Origin of the sequence: Anaerofustis sp. LCP19S3_F7 (genome assembly GCF_052119445.1) — a bacterium.
Classification (GTDB): domain Bacteria; phylum Bacillota; class Clostridia; order Eubacteriales; family Anaerofustaceae; genus Anaerofustis; species Anaerofustis butyriciformans.
On sequence record NZ_JBQKFF010000002.1, the window covers coordinates 227,347 to 248,321 of the forward strand.

A 20,975-nucleotide genomic window follows, 5' to 3' on the forward strand; every position below is an offset into this window, starting at 1 on the left:
AGATAATATGAGACACAAAATATCTTTGACAGAATAAAACCGAGAATATATAATAGATATAGAAAAGATGCTACCGAATATACGGTTAGCCACAAGTGAAAATTAGTTATGAAAATAACCGCTTTCGTTTGCAGACTGGGCAGTTATTTTTGTGATTTATTGTCGGTGACAAGCAGTCATGCATTATAAATGTATGGCTGTTTTTTTCTTTGATAACAAAACTACCCTTGACAAAAGTGGTTCCATAATCACTTCGTGGTGAACTCGGTTTCATTCAAGGACGGAAAGCGATGCAGGGCAAAGCGCTGGTACGACTTCAACAAGGTGTCGGATGAAATCTGCAGAGAGTACGGCCTCAGCGTGATAGAGAATCCGCGAGGCAAAAGCGTCCCTGCTTTTGTATATAACGCAGAGAAGGCAGGTGTGCCTACAAGACTTAATCTTGCAAAGGCAGCAGTGGATGAAGCAATCGAAGCTTCCCAGAATCTGCATGAGTTTAGAATGGCGCTGAAGGCCATGGGTTACAGCTGCAATCTGGATTCTTCGAGGAAGTACTGGACGATTAAACAGAAGGACTGGCAGCGGCCTATTAGGATGTACCGTATGGGAGATGCCTATACAAACGAGAATATTATCTCAAGACTCGAGCGAGAAGCTGAGAACAAAATGTTCAGCTCGTTTCAGAGAATCATTGTAGTGAAGAAGAGGCAGTACGGGATGCAGACAAGAGGCGACAGAATCAGAAAGGTAGGAGGGCTCAAGGGTCTGTATCTCCATTACTGCTATCTTCTGGGGTATCTGCCAAGGTATACGAAGAGACCGGCTAAGGTATCACCTCTGCTTCGCGACGATCTTATCAAGATGGATAGGCTAGCAGAAGAAACTCGAATGCTTTGCAGGGAGAACATAACAACAATGGAGGAGTTACGGGAGCGCATTGCAAGATGCAGCGAGACCATTGAGCAGAAAACATCTGAGAGGGGCGAGATTTATACGAAGTCAAGACGCAAAATCCCGGAGGATGAAAGACAGAGCCTGCGAAAGCAGGCTACTGCGATAAGCAGAGAACTTAAAGACCTGAGGAAAGAACTGAAAATGCTCGAAAGCATAGAAAGCAGGTCAGCGGTTATTGAAGAAAAGATTAAGGAAACAGAAAAAGAAAGTGAGGTGAAGAAGGATGAACGCAGGCGGTGATGCAGCAGAACAGGTAGTAAGGATGTCACTTGAAGGAGTTGAGGTTGCGGCCAGAATATCAGGCGAGGGTGCCAAGCAGCTTGCAATCCTTATCGCTGCAGTTCTTAAGGAAGAGCAGAAGACACATGGCAAGGCCAGACTTTCCAATATGATAAAGTCCGGCAACGAGCTTAAGGTGTTTACTGTGCAGCAGAAAGACCTTAAGACTTTTGCCAAAGAGGCAAAGAGGTACGGAGTGCTTTACAGCATTCTTCGCGAGAAGGGAAACAAGAATCCCGATGCAGCGATAGATATTATCGCAAGAGCGGCCGATGCTCCGAAGATAAACAGGATTGTTGAGAGGTTCAATCTCAGCACAGTGGACAAGGCTTCTGTTGTAAGAGACATGGAGGCAGAGAGAAATCCCGCCCGGGCAAAGACAGAAAAAGACCCTCAGTCTTTGCACAGCTTGAACGGGGCAAAAGATTCCCGTATGGGTAAGAACGAGAAGCCATCCGTCAAAGCGGAGCTTGATAAGTACAGAGACGATACCGGGAAGGAGCAGAGATGTGTGGCTCCCAGAAGAGATTATCAAGGCAGAGCAAATGTACGGAAGCTTACTCCGAAAAAGAAACCAGTAAAGGAGAGGTAGCATGATAGGTGAAGATAAATATGTATTAACGCTTGATGAAGCTACGCAGGGCCTCATCATCAATGCTCTTCTCGAGTTCAGAGAATCGAAGCTCAAGGAGGGCATGGACGTGGAATGGATTGGCGAAGTCATAATAGATATCTGCAATGCTCCCAGGCGCAAAAGCAGAATTGCAGGTGAACGCCATGAAAGATAAGGAATGGGTAATCTATGGAGCTAGCGGACTTGTGCCGGTCGTATGGCTGGCACTCCTTGTCGCTCCATGCATGAAGGACGGCCTGGTATCGGCCATGGAGCCTATTCTCGAGGCACTTGCCAATCCGTTTGCCGTAAAGCTCAGCGGCGAAAGTCTGAAGTGGGCAGCGATTGAGATTGCTGCATATCTTATGGGAATCGGAATTTATTTCAGCACCAGAAGGAACTATCGTCGCGGTGAGGAGATGGGGTCGGCAAAGTGGGGTGATGCGGCAAAGCTTAACAAAAGGTATGCCGCGAAGGCTCCCGGAGAAAGCAAGCTGCTTACACAGAATGTAAGAATCGGTCTTGACGGAAGGGCGCACAGAAGAAATCTGAACGTACTCGTGTGCGGCGGTTCAGGCTCGGGCAAAACGAGATTCTATGTGAAGCCAAATCTCATGCAGGCCAACACATCTTTTGTTTGCCTTGATCCAAAGGGGCAACTAAAATATGAACGAGCATTAAATTTGCCTTCAAAGTTTACATATTTTAGAGAAAGGAGATGGCAGAAATGGCTAAATTTAAGGCTTTACGGCTTACTGCCCTCTACGAGCGACTCTCTAAAGATGATGAACTTAAGGGTGAATCTAACAGTATTTCCAATCAGAAAAAATACTTAGAGGACTACGCTCGTAAGAATGGCTTTCTGAACCTAAAGCATTACACAGACGATGGTTTCACCGGAACCAACTTCAAAAGACCGGGATTTCAGGAGATGATTGCCGATGTTGAAGCAGGCAAAATTGACACAATAATTGTTAAGGACATGAGCCGATTTGGAAGAAACTATCTTCAGGTCGGCTTCTATACTGAAATGGTATTCCCTCAGAAGAATGTGAGGTTCATTGCAATCAATAACAGTGTTGACAGTGATAATCCGGTGGACAATGATTTTACCCCGTTCCTGAATATCATGAATGAGTGGTATGCGAAAGACACAAGCAACAAGATAAAGGCTGTGTTCAATTCTAGAATGAGTGAAGGTCTCAGATGCTCCGGGAGCATACCATATGGATACAACAGACTTCCCGATGACAAACAGAAGCTTGTTGTTGACCCAGTTGCTTCTAAGGTAGTAAAGCGAATCTTTGATATGGCTTCGGTGGGAACGCCTATATCAGAGATAGCAAAGATATTAGAAGCTAAGAAGGTTCTCATTCCGTCAGCCTATACAGCAAAGTACCACCCGGAACAGAACAACAACAGGACTTTCAAAGACCCATACAGATGGAGATACGGAACTATCAGCGACATTATCAACCGCAGAGAGTATCTCGGTCACACAGTACTGAAAAAGTCAGAGAGAGCAAACTTCAAGATGAAGAATCGAAAAGCTGTTGCCAAGGAAGATCAGCTGCTGTTTGAAAACACCCATGAGCCGATAGTATCTCAGAAAATCTGGGATAAAGCTCAGAAGTTTAGACAGCGGGCAAGAAGCAAAAGAGTGAACCCTGCCGGAACATTTACGGAAGGACATCTTCTGGGAGGACTCGTTTTCTGCGCTGACTGCGGGAGCAGAATGAGAGCTGCGGTTGGCGGCACTGATAGAGAGCATCCGTATTTCTCGTTCAGATGTGGTAAGCACGCATCTGATAGAAGGGTATGTTCATCTCATAATATTGGTGAAGTATCTTTAGAAAAGCTGGTGCTGACTACAATACAGAGAATAATGAGCAGAGTTGAAATTGATGAGGAAGCCTTTGCAGAAGAACTGAAAGAGAAGTATGAACAGAAGCACGAAGAGATACCGAACCGGGATAAGACAGCACTGGCAAAATGCAGAAAAAGATATGACGAAGTTGACAGCCTTATCAAAGGTCTTTACGAAAACTATGTTGCAGGAATACTTCCGGAAAGACAGTATCACTCTCTGATGATTCAGTATGACGAGGAGCAAGAAAATCTTGAGAAGGAAATCACTGAACTTGAGGCTCGTATGGAAATATTAAAATCGGAGCCGGTTCAGCTTCAGAAGTTTATTGATATTATCAGGAAGTTTAAGTATCCTGAGGAACTTACCTCATTGATGGTTAATGAACTGATTGATAAAATCATCGTTCATGATTTCTCAGGGGCAGGAAGCAGTAGAACTCAGAAGGTAGAAATTCATTTTAATTTTGTCGGTGAGATAAATCTCGCATATACCGAAGAAGAACTCAATGCAATTCAGGCTGAAAAAGAAGCGAAAGAGCTTGCAAAGAAAGAAGCACAAAAGGAACGTGAAAAAGAGTATCGTGCGAGGAAGAAAGCTGAACGCTATGCAGCCAATGAAGGTCACAAGTTCGCCAAGAGGATATGCGAACAGTGTGGTAAAGAATACTGGCCGAACAGCAGTAAACAGAAGTATTGTTCTTCGGAATGCAAGTATGCACATGACAGAGAGGTCATGCTAGCGAAACGATATGAGGAAAAAGGAGACCACATCTTTACTCAGAAAATATGTAAAGTGTGCGGTAAACCTTTCTGCCCGTCCAATGGCAGGGAGGTGATGTGTTCCGAGGAATGCAAGGAGAAGAATAGCAAGGAATACCGTGAGAAGTATACTAAAGAGCATCGTGAAGCCATAGCTGAACAAGAAAAGAAGAAGCGTGAAGAGAAGAAAAAAGCTGCAATGGCAGAGAATGATGGACATCTATATCCGGCAAAGATATGTGAGCAATGTGGCAAGGAATACTGGCCGACAAGACCATCACAGAAGTATTGCTCAAAAGAATGTGGAAGAGCTCATGAGAATTTCGTCAGAATGAATCGCGATCTGGCTGAGAAAGAAGGACATAAGTTCTTTAAGAGGCAATGCGTTGTATGCGGTAAAGAGTTCTGGCCTAGCGGTCCTAATTCAATCTGCTGCTGCGATGAGTGCCGAAAACAGCGAATCAGCATTCGAAAGCAAGAGAACTACGATACTGTGAAGCGAGCTGCTGTGTAGTCAGTTGCCCGCTTCTTTTTTATGAGAGGCTCTCTGGGGTCTCAAAGTACATAAGGATGTTATGATGAAAAGAAGGTTTAAGCTTGATGACTATGAGGTAAATATTTGCAGCATAGTCAAGCAAATGGACACACTTTTTAAATACATTTTAAGGAAAGACAGAATTATTCCTGCCTTTCCATGTAGAAATCCTATATTTCATCTGGAGTGTAATCACCAAGTGAAGAATGAGGGCGTTTAGAGTTGTAACGGTTTATGTACTCGAAGCAGCAAAGACGCAGTTCATCCTGATTGCGGAATGACTTTCGATTTATACATTCTCGTTTCATATGACGAAAGAAACTTTCGCAACATGCATTGTCATATGGATAGCCCTTCTTGGAGAAAGACTGAACTGCATTACATTTCTCAAGAGTCTGGCGAAATGTTGTAGCGGTATATTCGGATCCTTGATCTGAATGAAAGAGTACATAATCAGGCTCTCATCTGTTGGAGTAAGCATTTTTAAACGCGGATTCAGTTAGATCGACATTGTGCCGGTTGTGAACTCTCCAACCAATTACTTTTCTTGAAAATAAATCAATAACAACGCAAAGATAATGGAATGAACCATTAACTTTGATGTAAGTAAAATCACTTGCCCAGACAGAGTTAGGACTTGTGGGATTGAACTGCTGATTAAGGTGATTAACGCATGGATCATTATCTTTCCAGGATCCTTTGCATTTAGGCTTTTCAGTGGAACGTTTTGGAAGATTCATAGTGTTCATCAGACGGTACACTCTGCCGAGACTGATGTTAATGCCATAATCACGTTCTAATACACGACGGATTTTGTAAGCACCAAGAGAGTTATCATAATCAGTATAGATTTGCAAAATGTGTTTACGAATGACTTGGTTCTCTTCAGTGCGAGGAGCCGGTTCTGAATAAAAATGCTTGTAATAAGTGCTGCGGTTTACTTTAAGAACTCTACACAGAGTCTTGGTATCATACTGATGACGCAGCTTATGAACAGCATCTAATCGTTGCTTGAGTGTGGCGTGAATATGGCAATCGCTTTTTTTAGTATTTGATTTTCTTCTTCAAGTTGGGCCATACGTTTTTGAAGTTCCTTGACCTGCTTGGCAGTGAGAACTTCGCCGTCATCAGTTTCAACGGTTGAATACTGCTTAATCCATCTGGTAAGAGCAGTTTGAGATACGCCATACTCTTTGATAAGAGAGGCTTGGGTTTTACCATTGTGGTAAAGCTCTACGAGGGTTCGTTTGAAATCCTCATCGTAACGTTGTTTTGTGGACATAAAAGATACCTCCTTTTGGTGTCTAATTTAATAGTAAGTCTATTTAACAAATGTGTCCACTTTAATAAGTATAATGCAATGGTTTTAATCATTGTTTTTTTATTAAAAAAAGAGATATTTTATTAAATATCTCTGGAAAAACTGTTTATGTAATTATTAAATTGTTGTAAAATCTTTTTTTCTTTTGGATTAACATAGAATTTATTTTTTATTAATGCTTTTTGTAATCTTTCATATCTGTATGTTCCTGCGGTTTTAGAAATATTACATAGTTGTGATAATTCTTCAGAAGAAGATATATTCATTTCTTTTAAAACACAAAGAGGGGCTAAAAGTCTTATGGCAAATATGTTTGCTTCGGTTTCCATTTCGTTGTATGTTTTAGTTTTATCTTTACTATGTTCAAGTAAAATATGACCTAGTTCGTGGGCTATTGTGAATCTATTTCTACAGGAATTATTTACAGATTTATTAAAAAAGATTATTTTTTCATTATCTTCAGTTATATATGAAAATCCATCTTTATATGTCTTTGCAATTTCACTATTATTATCATAATATCTTATTTTTATATTTAATTCTTTACATATATGAATGATATCAACAGGAAGTTTATTTGTTTTTGTTTCTCTTAAAATGTACCAAACTAAATGCTGTATATTTTTATAATTATTTAAATCTATTTTATTCATCTTTTGTAATTAGAATAGTATTTTCTTTTAGTTTATTTAGTTCGTATTTACTAAGAGAGTTATAGCTTATTCCATCTTCTCTAGCTATCATTTTTAAATTATTATTTACTTTCTTTTTTCTGTTTCCAACTTCAAATTCTTCTAAGATATTATTAACATTATATATATCGCATAGATTTAAAAAAATATCGGGGTTTGGAAGTCGTTGTCCACTTTCCCAACCGTATATTGTTTTTATTGCAACATTTATATTTCTTTTTTCCAAAAGATGTTTGACTTCATCTATTGTCAACTTGTTTTTTCTTCTAAGTTCTTTTAATTTTAGTGAGATTTCTTCCTTGCTCATATTGTTAACTCCTTGTTTTCAATCATATATAAAAGTCACTTTTTTGTCAATATTTTGTCAATAAATATTCTTCGATTTGAAGAGTATTTATTGACAAAGTTTTTATGTAATATTATAATAAAATAAAAATTCTTCAAAACGGAGAAGATATTATGATGGATAAGAAATTGGATGATGGAGTAGGGAATACCGATAATGCCAGTAAAAATTTATCGAAATATATACTGGATAATAATATTGATATTAAACAAATATGCAGAGAAACAGGTTTAAATTATAATGACGTAAAAATTAGCATTAATGAAAATAGAAAAAGTTTGGATGTAGATGAATTTCTTGAGATATGTAGTTATATAAATAAAGATCCAAAAAATTTTAAATAATATAAGTTATAGGGGGAGAGTTTTAAATATGACAAAAGATGACATATATAATCTTTATAAGATTATATATGCGATTGATGAAGATTTTCATTTTTTGTTAAAAGACATTTTAGAGCCTGACAATTTTGATATTGAAGTATTTTATTATGCTGATTTTGAAAAAACACAATAATATCTAAGTAAAAATACTTAGATATTATTGCGTTTTTTATTTTTCTATATTTGTTTGTGTTTGATATAAATCTTCATAAGATTCTTCTTCATCATTACTTTTAGGTATGTTTTGCATTAGTCCGGTACATTCTGTTGATGAAATGGTTTTTGAATTTTTTAAGAAATCAGTATCAGGTGGGTTTAGATCTTTTTTGTTTATTTTCATAATAACCTCCTTAATATTTATTTTCCCAAAAAATAAATAAAATATTAAAAAAAGAGCCTTAAGGCTCTTTTTTATTCTTCAAATTGTGAATTGTAAAGATTTGCGTAAAATCCATTTTCTTTCATTAATTCATCATGTGTACCTTGTTCAATAATATTTCCTTCATTCATTACAAGTATTAAATCTGCATCTTTTATTGTTGATAATCTATGTGCAATTATAAAACTTGTTCTTCCTTTTACTAAGGTATCCATTGCTTTTACAATTAATTTTTCTGTTCTTGTATCAACGGAACTTGTTGCCTCATCTAAAATTAAAATTTTAGGGTCTGCAAGTAATGCTCTGGCAATTGTTAAAAGCTGCTTTTGCCCGCTTGAAATATTACTTGCTTCTTCGTTTAGTACCATTTGATATCCATCAACATTTGTTTTGATAAAATGGTCAACGTGAGTAGCAATTGCAGCTTGTTCTACTTCTTCATCAGTTGCGTTTAAGTTACCATATCTAATGTTATTCATTACTGTATCATTATATAGCCATGTATCTTGTAAAACCATACCGAACATTTTCCTTAAGTCTCTACGTTTGTACTCATTTATATTTACACCGTCAACTTTTATTGAACCGCTGTTTATATCATAGAATCTCATTAATAATTTTACTATTGTAGTTTTACCAGCTCCTGTAGGTCCAACTATTGCAATTTTTTGTCCTGGTTTTATTTTAGAAGAAAAATCTTTAATGATAGGTTTATTTTCATCATATCCAAAATATACATGGTCAAATTCTACGCTTCCTTTAACATTATTTAGATTAACTTCTTTAGGTTCATTTGTTGTTTCTTTTTCATCTTCTTCTCCTAAGAATTCAAAAACTCTTTCAGCAGCGGCTGCTGTTTGTTGAAGAATATTAGAAACATTTGCAAGTTGTGTTATAGGTTGAGTAAAGTTTCTTACATATTGTATGAATGCTTGTATATCACCAACTGTTATAAATCCTTTTGTTGCTCTATATCCACCAAGAATACAAATTGCTACATATCCGAGGTTACTGATAAAACTCATGATAGGTTGCATCATTCCTGATAAAAATTGTGATTTCCAAGCTGAATGATATAGAGTATCGTTATATTCATTGAAATCATTGATTGATTGCTCTTCTCTGTTAAATGCTTTAACAATAGAGTGTCCTGAATACATTTCTTCAATATGTCCATTAACATGTCCAAGATATTCTTGTTGACTTCTAAAATATTTTTGAGAGAAGTGTATTACAGTCATAATGAATATTGAAGAAATAGGAATGATTAGTAAAGCAATAATAGTCATTGTGATATCTATGCTTGCCATCATTATTAAAATACCAATTACCGTTGTAATACTTGTTATTATTTGTGTAACACCTTGGTTTAAGTTTTGGTTTATTGTATCTACATCGTTTGTTATTCTTGATAAAACTTCACCTGTTTGTTGTGTATCATAGTATTTTAAAGGTAGAGTATTTATTTTATGAGAAATATCTTTTCTAAGGTTGTATGTTAAATTAGTTGTAACACCTGTCATTATATGTGCTTGTAAATAAGAGAATATGGCAGATATTAAATATAGACATACTAATATAATAAGTATTTTTCCAATATAAATAAAGTCAATTCCTGTTGCAGTACCTGCAATTTTTCCCATTACGCCTTCAAATACTTTTGTAGTTGCTTTTCCAAGTATTTTAGGTCCTACTATATTAAATACAGTTGAAATTACTGCAAATATAAAGACAATAAATATTTGTAATTTTTTTGTTCCGAGATAATGGAGAAGTTTTTTCATTGTTCCTTTAAAATCTCTTGCTTTTTCTCCGCCTCTCATTGCAGGCATTCCTCTCATAGGTCCTCTTCTATGATTACTCATTGTTTCTTACCTCCTCTTCTGATAATTGAGATAAGGCTATTTCTTTATATACTTCACAATTTTGCATTAATTCTTTATGTGTGCCTTTTCCTACGATTTCTCCATCGTCAAGTACTATTATCTGCTCAGCATGCATAATTGTGCTAATTCTTTGAGCAACTATAATTATCGTAGCATCTGATAATTCTTTATTTATTGCACTACGAAGATTTTTATCTGTTTTGAAATCAAGGGCAGAGAAACTATCATCAAAGATGTATATTTCAGCATTTTTTACAATTGCTCTTGCTATTGATAATCTTTGTCTTTGACCTCCGGAAACGTTAGTTCCTCCTGATGCAATTTCAGTTTCGAAACCATCCGGTTTTTCTTTTATAAATTCACTTGCTTGTGCAATGTCACAAGCTTTCCATAATTCCTCATCTGTTGCATTTTCTTTTCCATATTCAAGATTAGATCTTATTGTTCCTTTGAATAAGACTCCTTTTTGAGGAATGTATCCTATTTTATCTCTTAAATATGTTTGATTAATATCTTTTATGTTTACTCCATCAACTAATATTTCACCTTTACTTGCTTCAAAAAGTCTTGGTATTAATTGTACAAGAGTTGATTTACCGCTTCCCGTAGAACCTACAATAGCAGTAGTTTCACCTTTATTAGCGGTAAAGTCTATATTGTGAAGCACATATTCACTAGCACCCGGATAAGCGAAAGAAACATTTTTGAATTCAACAACTCCTTTTTTGTTATCATCAAAAAGTTTTTCTTCCTTAGGGTCTTTTAGTTCTAATGGTGTTTGTAAAACTTCATTTATTCTGTTAGCAGAAACACTAGCTCTTGGAACCATGATAAACATCATTGAAATCATTAAGAACGCCATAATTATTTGCATTGCATATTGGATAAATGCCATCATATCTCCAACTTGAAGAGTACTTGCTTCTATTTGGTTTGCTCCAACCCAAACAATAAGAAGTTGTACAAGGTTCATAACTAGCATCATAAATGGCATTAAGAACATCATGAATCTATTAACAAATAAGTTATTTTTTGTTAAAGTTTTATTTGTTTCATCAAATCTTTTTTCTTCAAAATCTTCTGTTCCAAAGGCTCTTATAACCATAAGTCCTGATAAATTTTCTCTTGCAACTAGATTTAATTTATCTGTTAATTTTTGTATTTTCTTAAATCTTGGAAGTACAACACTGAAAGCTATCATCATAAATCCTAAAATAACTATTACTGCAAGAAGAATTATCCAACTCATTGATGTACTAGAGCTAAGAGCTTTCATTATTGCAATAACTCCCATTATAGGAGCATAACATAATATTCTAAGTCCCATTACTATAAGCATTTGAATTTGGGTAATATCATTTGTGGTTCTTGTGATAAGAGAAGATACCGCAAATTTATTAAATTCTACATTAGAGAAACTTTCTACTTTTGCAAAAACATCTTTTCTAAGTGTTCTTGCAACTCCTGCTGCAGTTCTTGATGCAAGGAAACCTACTAAAATAGCACAAACAGCAGATACAAGAGCAATTAGAAGCATTTTAACGCCAATATTGATAATATATGATGATTGAACATCTTCAAGGTTTAATCCTATTTGTTGATACTCACCTTTTATATAAGTACAAGCAATTTGAGATATGCTTGTTTCGGGAATGTTGTCAAGTTGAGAGTTTATTTTATTTAAAAGTTCATCTCTATTTTCTTTTGGCATGTCCTTTATTATAGAAAACATATCAGTATTACTTGACATCATTAAACTCATATCAGCTGTTTTATTATCACCTTCTTTTGTATCGATATCAAATAAATTTTGTTTTTGCATGTTTTCAGGGTTATCAATAAAACTTACGATAATTTCACTTTTCCCAACTGCTAAATTTAATGAATTAATAACATCTTTGTTTGCATCATCTTTAAGAACATATACATTTTCTTTTTCAAGGATAGGGTATTCTTCCTTATATTCTTCATAATCATTATTTTCTTTTGTAACTTTTGAATAAATGCTGTCAAGTTGTTTTTGTTCATTTTCTTCTAAGAAAAATTTAACTTTTTCATATTTATTTTCTCTTATTACATTTGGAAGGTTGTTCTCAATACCACCGTTTTGTATTCCGTAGTCTACTATCTTAGACATGTAATCAGGTAGAGATAGTTCGCAATTTGCCTGTATTAATAGAAATACAATTGAAAAAATAATAGAGAAAATAAATGGTTTTAAGTATTTTCTTAATTTAATCATTATAGGTCATTTCCTTTCTGGTTATTTTGGGATATTTCTACTATTTCTTTAAAAATATCCGTAAGTTGATTTACTTTTTCTTTCCCTAATTTTTCGATAATATTCATAAGTTCACTGAATTTGGATTCAAAAGTATCATTAAACATTTTTTTCCCTTTTGGTGTTATTTCTACTTTGAATTTTCTTCTGTCTTTTTCATCCATTATCCTTACTACATATCCTTTTTTTTCAAGGCTATTTAACGTTTGTGTGACTGCCGGTCTTGATAATTTAGTCTTTTCGCTTATTGTTGAAGGTAAAACACTGTCAATATTTTTTTCTTTTTTCTGTTTTATTAAAAAAGCAAGAAGAAAAAATTCAGACTTTGGAAGTTTAATGTCACATTCCGCTTTTGAACCTAAGATTTTACCGATAGAGTGCAGATAATAAATAAATTCTTTAATTTCTTTTTTTTCAATTTTATCTTGCATTTCTTTATCCTCTTTAAAACAAAAAAAAGCAACAAATAGTTAAGTTACTTAATTATTTTGCTGCTTAATTATATTACTGAGATGTTTATATGTCAATATAAAATAATTTTTATAATGAAATTTTAATAATTTGCATGTCTAAGTAAAGTTCTTATTTCGCCTATAAGGTATAAGGATCCTACAAATGCATATATATATTCACTATCTTTTTCTATTAACTCAATTGATTTTGACGTATCTGTGATATAGGATACATGGGCATTTTTATCAATTTGTTTTATTTTTTCATACATATCTTTGCTTGAAAAAGCACGATTGTTATTTGGTGTTAAAGTATAAATTTTTTCTGCCTTTGGCAAAAGTTTTTTTAACGAACTATCTATATCTTTATCTGCAAGCATACCAAAAAATAGTATTATTTTCTTATCTTTAAAATAAAGGTTTAAGTTGTTTACAAAACTTTCAATTCCTTCTTTATTATGCCCTCCATCTAATATTATTATTGGATTTTTGGAGAAAATTTCAAATCTTCCATTAAAATGTATATTTTCTAATGCAGTTAGTATATCTTCTTTTTTTATTTTATATCCAAGTGAATAAAGTACTTCCAAAGTTTGTAAAACCGTTAATGCATTATAAACTTGATTTTTACCAAGTAAAGAAAGTTTAAATTCATTTATACTAAAAGGATTTGTTTTTTTATATTTTATTTTGCTTCCGTCAAAACTGCTTTCTATTAATTCAATATCTTCTTTTTTAGGTAAATAAAAAGATGCATTTTTTTCTTTTGATATTTTTATAAGTTCATCTACAGCTTCTTTATCAGAAGGATATATTACGACATTTGAATTTGTTTTTATGATTCCTCCTTTTTCGTATGCAATCTTTTTTAAAGTATTACCAAGTTGTTCAACATGGTCAAAACCTATTGATGCAATAACGCTTATTAGAGGATTATCTACAACGTTTGTAGCATCTAATCTACCTCCAAGCCCTACTTCAAGTATAACTATATCAACATCTTTTTCTTTGAAGTAAAGTAGTGCGGCTGCAGTTATTATTTCAAATTCTGTAGGATGAGGGAAATTATTTTTTATCATTTTATCTATTTTATCTTTAACTTCTGATACGTAATATGCTATATCCTCATTTGAAATGTCTATACCGTTTATTTTTATTCTTTCATTAAACTTTTCCAAAAAAGGTGAAGTGTATAGACCTGTTTTGTATCCGGACTTTGATAAAACAGCATTTAACATTGTTGAAATAGAGCCTTTTCCGTTTGTTCCTGCTATGTGAATTACCTTTAAATCATCTTGAGGGTTTCCTATAAGCCTAAGTAATTCATTGATATTATCAAGTCCAAGTACAGATCCGAATTTATTTGTAGAATGTATAAAATTTATTGCTTGTTCGTAGTTCAATTTGTATCTCCTTAATATAAAAACTTGATTAAAATTATACCATATTTTTGAAAAAAATCGGGAGTAATATATAATATTTTGAAATATTCAGAAAATTGTATCATTTTACTTGACAAAAGAAAATAGTAAGGGTAAGATAATAACAATTATTAATATATTTTTATATTAATTAAAAAAATTAGTTAGGGGTATAGACGATGAAAAAGACAATGAAAAAAGCTGCTGCTTTACTTTTGTCTGCAACAATGCTTGTAGGATTTAGTGCATGTGGAGGAAGCAGCGCAGAAAATTCAGACACAATTAAAATAGGGGTTAACTATGAATTGTCAGGTGACGTTGCAACATACGGACAAGCTTGTACAAAAGGCGTTGAAATGGCCGTTAATGAAGTAAACGAAGCTGGCGGAATAAATGGTAAAAAAGTTGAAATTGTTAAAATTGATAACAAATCAGATAACAATGAAGCTATGAGTGCTGCAACAAAACTTGCAAGTAAAGAAGGCGTAAGTGTTATGATTGGACCTGCTACTTCAGGTGCTTTCAAAGCAACAATCGCAGCTGCAAATCAATATAAAGTTCCTGCAATTACATGTTCAGGTACATCAGATGATATTACAGTAGATTCAAACGGAAATGTACAAGAATATATATTTAGATTATGCTATACAGACTCATTACAAGGTAGCAAAATGGCTGAATTTGCAACTAAAAAATTAAATGCAAAATCAGCAATCGTTTTGGCTGATACATCAAATGATTATTCAAACGGACTTGCAAAAGCATTTGAATCAGAATTTAAAGCAAATGGAGGAACAATCGTATCAACAGAAACATTTACAGCTCAAGATAAAGATTTCTCTCCTGTACTTACAAAAATCAAAGATAAAAAAGCTGATGTAATCTACTTACCAGGTTATTACACAGAATGTTCTTTAATTATTAAACAAGCAAGAGATTTAGGTATTGATTTACCAATCTTAGGTGGTGACGGATATGACTCTCCAACAATGCTTGAAACAGCAGGTAAAGATGCACTTAAAAATGTATACTTTACAAACCATTATGCAGTAGATGATGAATCAGAAGTTGTTCAAAACTTCGTAAAAGCTTATAAAGCTGCAAATAACGATGAAAATCCTGGTGCTTTTGAAACATTAGGATATGATGCAGGTAAACTTGCTTGTGATGCAATCGCTAGAGCAGGAAGTGCTGATCCTCAAAAAGTTACTGAAGCTTTAGCTGCAACAAAAGATTTCCAAGCTGTAACAGGTACTCTAAGCATTGATGAAAAACATAACCCTGTAAAAGAAACAGTAGTACTTGAATTTAAAGATGGAAATGCTGTATTTAATACAAAACTTTAATTGAATAAAATATTTGAAATTTATTAACAAATAAAATAAATTTTGGTAAAGTGGTGAGAAAAACTCACCACTTTACTGCAGTTTTAAGGATATGATTAAAACAATATATGAATATAATATGGTTTTAACAATATTTTTAAAATAATAAAGATACTGGGGGTACATAATTTGGAACAATTTATTCAGCAAATTATCAATGGGATTTCCATTGGTAGTATTTATGCCTTGATTGCGCTTGGATATACTATGGTTTACGGAATTATAAACCTTATTAACTTTGCGCATGGAGATATTTTAATGATAGGAGGATATGTAGGATTTTTCTGTTCATATACGCTAGGAATAGGCTTTATACCTGCAACTATTATTGCAGTTATAATTTGTTCTATACTTGGAGTTGTAATTGAAAGAGTTGCATATAGACCACTAAGACATGCACCAAGAATTACGCTTCTTATTACAGCTATTGGTGTAAGTTTCTTGCTTGAATATGCAATGATGTATTTTGTAGGTCCAGATGTTAGAACATATCCTTCAGGATTTTTTGGACTTGGTTACATTAATTTAGGTGGAATTTCAATTCCAAGTGACAAATTAATGGTTACATTTATTACACTAGTATTAATGGTTTTATTACAGTTATTAATTAGTAAGACAAAAATAGGTAAATCAATGAGAGCTGTTTCATCTGATCCAGATGCTGCTCAATTAATGGGTGTAAGTGTAGATAAAGCAATTTCATTCACATTCCTTATTGGTTCTGCTTTAGCAGCTGTTGCTGGTGTAATGTATGGTGCTATGTTTACTGTAAATCCATTATCAGGTATGACACCTGGTTTAAAAGCTTTTATCGCTGCCGTATTTGGTGGTATAGGAAGTATACCGGGAGCTATCGTTGGTGGTGTATCACTTGGACTAATTGAAACTTTGGTTAGTGGTTATCTTTCAAGTGCATATAAAGATGCGGTTGCCTTCGCAATCCTTATAATTATTCTTATTGTTAAACCATCAGGTTTACTTGGAAAGAATAGAAAGGAAAAAGTATAGGAGGTAACGTTTAATATGAAAAAGATTTTAGATATGTTTAAAAAGCAAGATCCAAGTAAGATACTTGGACTAAAAGGGAATATTCCTACTGTAATAGCTTTTGTTGCTGCATATATAATAATAAAGTTATTCATTTTTGTTGGAATGATTTCTCCATTCTATGAAACTATTGTATTAAAACTTTGTATAGATATTATTTTAGCCCTTGGTCTAAACTTAATTACAGGTATTACAGGACAGTTCTCATTAGGGCATGCGGGATTTATGGCAATAGGTGCATATACAAGTGCTCTTATGACTCTTAGAATGTCAGATAGCATTGTTATGGTTATCCTTGCGTTAATTTTAGGTGGAATTTTATCAGGATTTTTAGGATTTTTAATTGGTATTCCAACTCTTCGTTTAAGAGGTGACTACCTTGCAATTGCTACATTAGGCCTTGGTGAAATTATCAGAATTGTTATTCAAAACGTAGACCAAACTATCCTTGGTGGAGCTGCCGGATTGTCTTCAATCCCTTTATATTCTTCACTTGAAGTATGTTTTATATGTATGTTTATTTGTTATTTTGTAATAACAAATGTTTTAAAATCATCATATGGTAGAGCATGCGTATCTGTGAGAGAAGATGAAATAGCTGCTGAATCAATGGGTGTAAATGTAACTAAAGCAAAAATTCTTGCTTTTATTATAGGAACATTCTTTGCAGGTGTTGCGGGAGCATTATATTCAGGTTATGTAGGCGTTATTCAACCAAAGAACTTTGGTTTCATGAAGTCAATTGATATTTTAATGATTGTTGTACTTGGCGGACTAGGAAATATTAATGGAACAATTATTGCAGCATTTGTTTTAAATATTATTTCTTTTGCTCTTCAAGACTTCTCAGAAATCAGAATGATTTTATATGCGATTATGTTAATTGCCATAATGCTTATTAAATCAGGTGAAACTCCTTTCTTTGTTAAATTAAGAGAAATGTTTTCTGTTGAAAAGTTTAAAAATAAAATAAGAAAGAATAAAGACGTAGTGGGGGAATAGTTTATGGCAATATTAAAAATTGAAGACTTAAGTAAAAGTTTTGGCGGCTTAAAAGCTGTTTCTCATGTAAATATAAATGTTGAAAAAGGCGAATTAATAGGTCTAATAGGACCTAATGGGGCAGGAAAAACTACAATATTTAACTTGCTTACAGGTGTGTATACTCCAACATCAGGTAAAATTGAATTAAAAAATGATAAAACTGGAGATACAATTTTAATTAACGGTTTAAAACCTTATATAACAAGTAGCTTTGGTATAAGTAGAACTTTCCAAAATATCAGATTGTTTAATGAACTTAGCGTACTTGATAATTTAAGAATTGCAATGCATAAAAGAGTAAAATATAATATTTTCTCTGCTATTTTTAGAACTAAAGCATACAGAGAATGCGAAACTATTTTTTATGAAAATGCAATGAATATTCTTGAATTTGTTGGTCTTGCAGATAAAAGAGATGAGCTTGCTCAAAATCTTCCTTATGGAGAACAAAGAAAACTTGAAATTGCAAGAGCCGTTGCTACCGGTGCAAGTGTAATATTCCTTGATGAACCTGCAGCGGGAATGAACCCAAGTGAAACAGATGAACTTAGAATTTTAATAGAAAATTTAAGAAAAAAATATGAATTAACCGTTATTTTAATTGAACATGATATGAAATTCGTTATGGAAATATGCGAAAGAATATATGTTTTAGACTTTGGTACAATTATTGCTGAAGGAAAGCCTGAAGAAATAAAAAATAACGAAAAAGTAATAAAAGCATATTTAGGGGAGGAAGTATAGAATGTTTTTTAAAATTGAAAATTTAAATGTACATTATGGTGCTATTCATGCCCTTAAAGATGTTTCTTTGGAAGTTAACGAAGGAGAAATTGTAACTTTAATAGGTTCAAACGGTGCCGGAAAAACATCCACTTTAAGAACAATATCAGGGCTTGTTCCAAAAACAAGCGGAAATATTGAATTTATGGGAGAGAGTCTTGATAATGTAAAGGCCACTGATATAGTAAAAAGAGGTGTTTCTCATGTTCCAGAAGGAAGAAGAATCTTTGCTGATATGACAGTATATGAAAATCTTGAGATGGGTGCTTATTTAAGAAAAGATAAAGATAATATTAAAAAAGATATTTTAGAAATATACAATAAGTTCCCAAGACTAAAAGAAAGAAAAAGTCAGCTTGCAGGAACACTTAGTGGTGGAGAACAACAAATGCTTGCTATTTCAAGAGCATTGATGTCAAGACCTAAGTTTTTACTTCTTGATGAACCTTCAATGGGACTTGCACCTGTTATCGTTCAAGATATTTTTAAATTAATTAAACAAATTAATAAAGAAGGTACCACAATTTTCTTAGTAGAACAAAATGCTAATATGGCACTTTCAATATCAAATAGAGCATATATACTTGAAACAGGTGAAGTTGTTATGAGCGGTGACGCAAAGGAATTACTTCAATCAGATGATGTAAGAAAAGCATATTTAGGTGGTTAAAAAATATATGTAAGATAAACTTCCCATTAAGGTTTTAATGGGAAGTTTTTGCAAATATAAGATATATTTATTTTGTTAAATTATATAAAAATTCTGAAAATTCTTAATAATTTAGTTTAAATACTTGTACTTTTTTGATAAAATTTATATAATTAAAAAATCAATAAAAAAATAATAATAAATAATTAGATAGAAGAGGATGATGCGATATGAAATTAACAGGTTCTGAAATTGTAGCAGAAGTATTATTAGAGCATGGGGTAGATACGGTGTTTGGTTACCCGGGAGGAGCGGCTTTAAATATTTACGATGTATTATATAAATATAGTGATAAAATTAAGCACGTCCTTACGGCACATGAACAAGGTGCAGCACATGCAGCAGATGGATATTACAGAGCAACAGGCAAAACTGGTGTTGTTATTGCAACAAGTGGTCCTGGGGCAACAAATCTTGTAACAGGTATTGCTACAGCATTTATGGATAGTATTCCTATGGTTGCAATTACTGCCAATGTTCCAGATAATTTGATAGGTAGAGATTCTTTCCAAGAAATTTGCATAACTGGAGTTACCTTACCAATAACAAAACATAACTTTTTTGTAAATAGAGTAGAAGATTTGGAAGATGCTTTAAGAGAAGCTTTTAGAATTGCTAATAGCGGAAGAAAAGGTCCTGTATTGGTTGATATTACAAAGGATGTAACAGCAAATTTGGTTGAATATAAAAAACAAGGTCCACTTCCTTTATATGAAAATCCTATTGCAACAGATGAAGAAATTGAAGAAGTTGCAAAAATGATTAATGAATCAGAAAAACCGGTTATATATTTTGGTGGTGGTATAGTTGCATCTGATTCAATAGCAGAATTGAATGAATTACTTGAAAAAGGTGATATACCTGCAACTAATACCTTGATGGCAACAGGAGTACTTGGTTACAATAATAAGAGAAGACTTGGAATGATTGGTATGCATGGAACTGTTGCAGCAAATAAAGCTATATATAACGCAGATTTGGTTTTAGCTCTTGGGACTAGATTTAGTGACAGGGTTGCACTTAATCCAAATAAATTTGCAAGCAATGCAAAAAAAATTCAAGTTGATATTGATAAAAGTGAAATCAATAAAAATGTTTTTGTACATAAGAGTATAATAAGTGATGTAAAAAATTTCTTACAAAGATTAATTCCACTTATTGAAAAGAAAACCAGAAAAGAATGGTTAGATACAACATTAAAATGGAGTAAAACACCTGTAGAAGATACATATTATAAAGGTAATTTACATCCTGGCGATATTGTAATGACAAGTTGTGGAATGGTAGATAAAAAACCTATTTTTGTTACTGATGTAGGTCAACATCAAATGTGGGCTGCACAATATCTAAAAAATGTAAAACCGGTTAAATTTTTAACAAGTGGCGGACTTGGAACTATGGGATATAGTTATGGCGCTGCAATTGGTGCTCAAGTTGGATGTCCTGATAAAAGAGTCATTCAATTTGTAGGAGATGGGTCTTTCCATATGAATTTAAATGAAGCATGTACGGCTGTTAGTCAAAATTTACCTATTATAACAATTATTATGAATAATGGCGTTCTTGGTATGGTTTATCAATGGCAAACAGTATTTTATGATAAAAGATACTCTCAAACTGTATTAAACAGAAAAACAGACTTTGTTAAATTAGCTGAAGCTTTTGGTTTAAAAGGTTATAAAGCAGAAACATTAGAAGAATTTGAAGATGTATTTGAAGAAGCTTTAAAACAAGATGGTCCTGTATGGATTGATTGTAGAATAGAAGAGCTTGAAAGAGTTCTACCTATGATTCCTAATGGTGGAACCATTGATGATATGATAATAAATTAAAATAA

Annotated in this window: 18 protein-coding genes and 3 pseudogenes; 13 read left to right on the top strand and 8 right to left on the bottom strand. The window is 33.4% G+C overall.

Features of this window, described 5'->3' with window-relative positions; genetic code table 11:
- Positions 1-252 precede the first annotated feature (252 nt).
- The 5 genes and pseudogenes from ACTQYZ_RS04555 to ACTQYZ_RS04575 form a co-directional block, all read left to right on the top strand.
- Positions 253-1,194 (top strand): annotated as a pseudogene (locus ACTQYZ_RS04555) (relaxase/mobilization nuclease domain-containing protein); the annotation flags it as partial.
- On the top strand, positions 1,178-1,825 hold the full coding sequence (locus ACTQYZ_RS04560; RefSeq protein ID WP_441416104.1) for a PcfB family protein: 648 nt from the start codon (positions 1,178-1,180) through the stop codon (positions 1,823-1,825). The pseudogene ACTQYZ_RS04555 and the gene ACTQYZ_RS04560, both read left to right, overlap by 17 nt.
- Position 1,826: 1 nt before the next feature.
- Positions 1,827-2,021, top strand: a complete 195-nt coding sequence (locus tag ACTQYZ_RS04565) for a hypothetical protein (protein WP_441416105.1) — start codon at positions 1,827-1,829, stop codon at positions 2,019-2,021.
- Positions 2,011-2,508 (top strand): annotated as a pseudogene (locus ACTQYZ_RS04570) (type IV secretory system conjugative DNA transfer family protein); the annotation flags it as partial. The gene ACTQYZ_RS04565 and the pseudogene ACTQYZ_RS04570, both read left to right, overlap by 11 nt.
- A 65-nt stretch (positions 2,509-2,573) precedes the next feature.
- On the top strand, positions 2,574-4,988 hold the full coding sequence (locus ACTQYZ_RS04575) for a recombinase family protein (protein ID WP_441416106.1): 2,415 nt from the start codon (positions 2,574-2,576) through the stop codon (positions 4,986-4,988).
- Between the two features lie 191 nt (positions 4,989-5,179).
- On the opposite strand, the pseudogene ACTQYZ_RS04580 reads toward ACTQYZ_RS04575, so the two are convergent.
- The 3 genes and pseudogenes from ACTQYZ_RS04580 to ACTQYZ_RS04590 form a co-directional block, all read right to left on the bottom strand.
- Positions 5,180-6,291 (bottom strand): annotated as a pseudogene (locus ACTQYZ_RS04580) (IS3 family transposase).
- A gap of 122 nt (positions 6,292-6,413) precedes the next feature.
- Positions 6,414-6,983: an ImmA/IrrE family metallo-endopeptidase gene (locus tag ACTQYZ_RS04585; RefSeq protein WP_441023061.1), complete on the bottom strand. Its 570-nt coding sequence runs from the start codon at positions 6,981-6,983 to the stop codon at positions 6,414-6,416.
- On the bottom strand, positions 6,976-7,329 hold the full coding sequence (locus ACTQYZ_RS04590) for a helix-turn-helix domain-containing protein (protein WP_441023063.1): 354 nt from the start codon (positions 7,327-7,329) through the stop codon (positions 6,976-6,978). Before ACTQYZ_RS04590 ends, ACTQYZ_RS04585 begins: the two co-directional genes overlap by 8 nt.
- A 152-nt stretch (positions 7,330-7,481) precedes the next feature.
- On the opposite strand from ACTQYZ_RS04590, the gene ACTQYZ_RS04595 reads away from it, so the two are divergent.
- Together ACTQYZ_RS04595 and ACTQYZ_RS04600 are read left to right on the top strand one after the other, a co-directional pair.
- Positions 7,482-7,712, top strand: coding sequence for a helix-turn-helix domain-containing protein (locus ACTQYZ_RS04595; RefSeq protein ID WP_441416107.1), 231 nt, complete (start codon positions 7,482-7,484; stop codon positions 7,710-7,712).
- 28 nt (positions 7,713-7,740) lie between these two features.
- A complete protein-coding gene (locus ACTQYZ_RS04600) occupies positions 7,741-7,884 on the top strand; it encodes a hypothetical protein (protein WP_441416108.1) in 144 nt (47 codons plus the stop codon).
- A gap of 36 nt (positions 7,885-7,920) precedes the next feature.
- Here ACTQYZ_RS04600 and ACTQYZ_RS04605 read toward each other — a convergent pair whose 3' ends face one another.
- The 5 genes from ACTQYZ_RS04605 to ACTQYZ_RS04625 all read right to left on the bottom strand — a co-directional run bounded on the left by ACTQYZ_RS04605 (position 7,921) and on the right by ACTQYZ_RS04625 (position 14,152).
- Entirely contained in the window at positions 7,921-8,091 is a 171-nt protein-coding gene (locus ACTQYZ_RS04605; protein WP_329385250.1) for a hypothetical protein, read from the bottom strand.
- A 71-nt stretch (positions 8,092-8,162) separates the two neighbouring features.
- Positions 8,163-9,995: an ABC transporter ATP-binding protein gene (locus tag ACTQYZ_RS04610; RefSeq protein WP_441023069.1), complete on the bottom strand. Its 1,833-nt coding sequence runs from the start codon at positions 9,993-9,995 to the stop codon at positions 8,163-8,165.
- Positions 9,988-12,258, bottom strand: a complete 2,271-nt coding sequence (locus ACTQYZ_RS04615) for an ABC transporter ATP-binding protein (protein ID WP_441023071.1) — start codon at positions 12,256-12,258, stop codon at positions 9,988-9,990. The genes ACTQYZ_RS04610 and ACTQYZ_RS04615 overlap by 8 nt, the downstream gene beginning before the upstream one ends.
- Positions 12,258-12,728, bottom strand: a complete 471-nt coding sequence (locus ACTQYZ_RS04620) for a MarR family winged helix-turn-helix transcriptional regulator (RefSeq protein WP_441023073.1) — start codon at positions 12,726-12,728, stop codon at positions 12,258-12,260. The genes ACTQYZ_RS04615 and ACTQYZ_RS04620 overlap by 1 nt, the downstream gene beginning before the upstream one ends.
- A gap of 122 nt (positions 12,729-12,850) precedes the next feature.
- Positions 12,851-14,152 carry a bifunctional folylpolyglutamate synthase/dihydrofolate synthase gene (locus tag ACTQYZ_RS04625; RefSeq protein ID WP_441416109.1) on the bottom strand — a complete coding sequence of 434 codons (1,302 nt, stop codon included), beginning with the start codon at positions 14,150-14,152 and terminating at the stop codon, positions 12,851-12,853.
- A 197-nt stretch (positions 14,153-14,349) separates the two neighbouring features.
- Here ACTQYZ_RS04625 and ACTQYZ_RS04630 point away from each other — a divergent pair, with 197 nt between their 5' ends.
- From ACTQYZ_RS04630 to ilvB, 6 genes are all read left to right on the top strand, one after another.
- On the top strand, positions 14,350-15,516 hold the full coding sequence (locus ACTQYZ_RS04630) for an ABC transporter substrate-binding protein (protein ID WP_441023077.1): 1,167 nt from the start codon (positions 14,350-14,352) through the stop codon (positions 15,514-15,516).
- 168 nt (positions 15,517-15,684) lie between these two features.
- Entirely contained in the window at positions 15,685-16,563 is an 879-nt protein-coding gene (locus ACTQYZ_RS04635) for a branched-chain amino acid ABC transporter permease (RefSeq protein ID WP_441023079.1), read from the top strand.
- 15 nt (positions 16,564-16,578) lie between these two features.
- On the top strand, positions 16,579-17,604 hold the full coding sequence (locus ACTQYZ_RS04640; RefSeq protein WP_441023081.1) for a branched-chain amino acid ABC transporter permease: 1,026 nt from the start codon (positions 16,579-16,581) through the stop codon (positions 17,602-17,604).
- Between the two features lie 3 nt (positions 17,605-17,607).
- Entirely contained in the window at positions 17,608-18,390 is a 783-nt protein-coding gene (locus tag ACTQYZ_RS04645; protein ID WP_138269370.1) for an ABC transporter ATP-binding protein, read from the top strand.
- Between the two features lies 1 nt (position 18,391).
- The gene (locus ACTQYZ_RS04650) at positions 18,392-19,099 is read left to right on the top strand and encodes an ABC transporter ATP-binding protein (RefSeq protein WP_441416110.1); all 708 of its coding nucleotides are present in this window, start codon (positions 18,392-18,394) and stop codon (positions 19,097-19,099) included.
- Positions 19,100-19,308: 209 nt separating this feature from the next.
- On the top strand, positions 19,309-20,970 hold the full coding sequence (gene ilvB, locus ACTQYZ_RS04655; RefSeq protein ID WP_441023084.1) for a biosynthetic-type acetolactate synthase large subunit: 1,662 nt from the start codon (positions 19,309-19,311) through the stop codon (positions 20,968-20,970).
- Positions 20,971-20,975 lie beyond the last annotated feature (5 nt).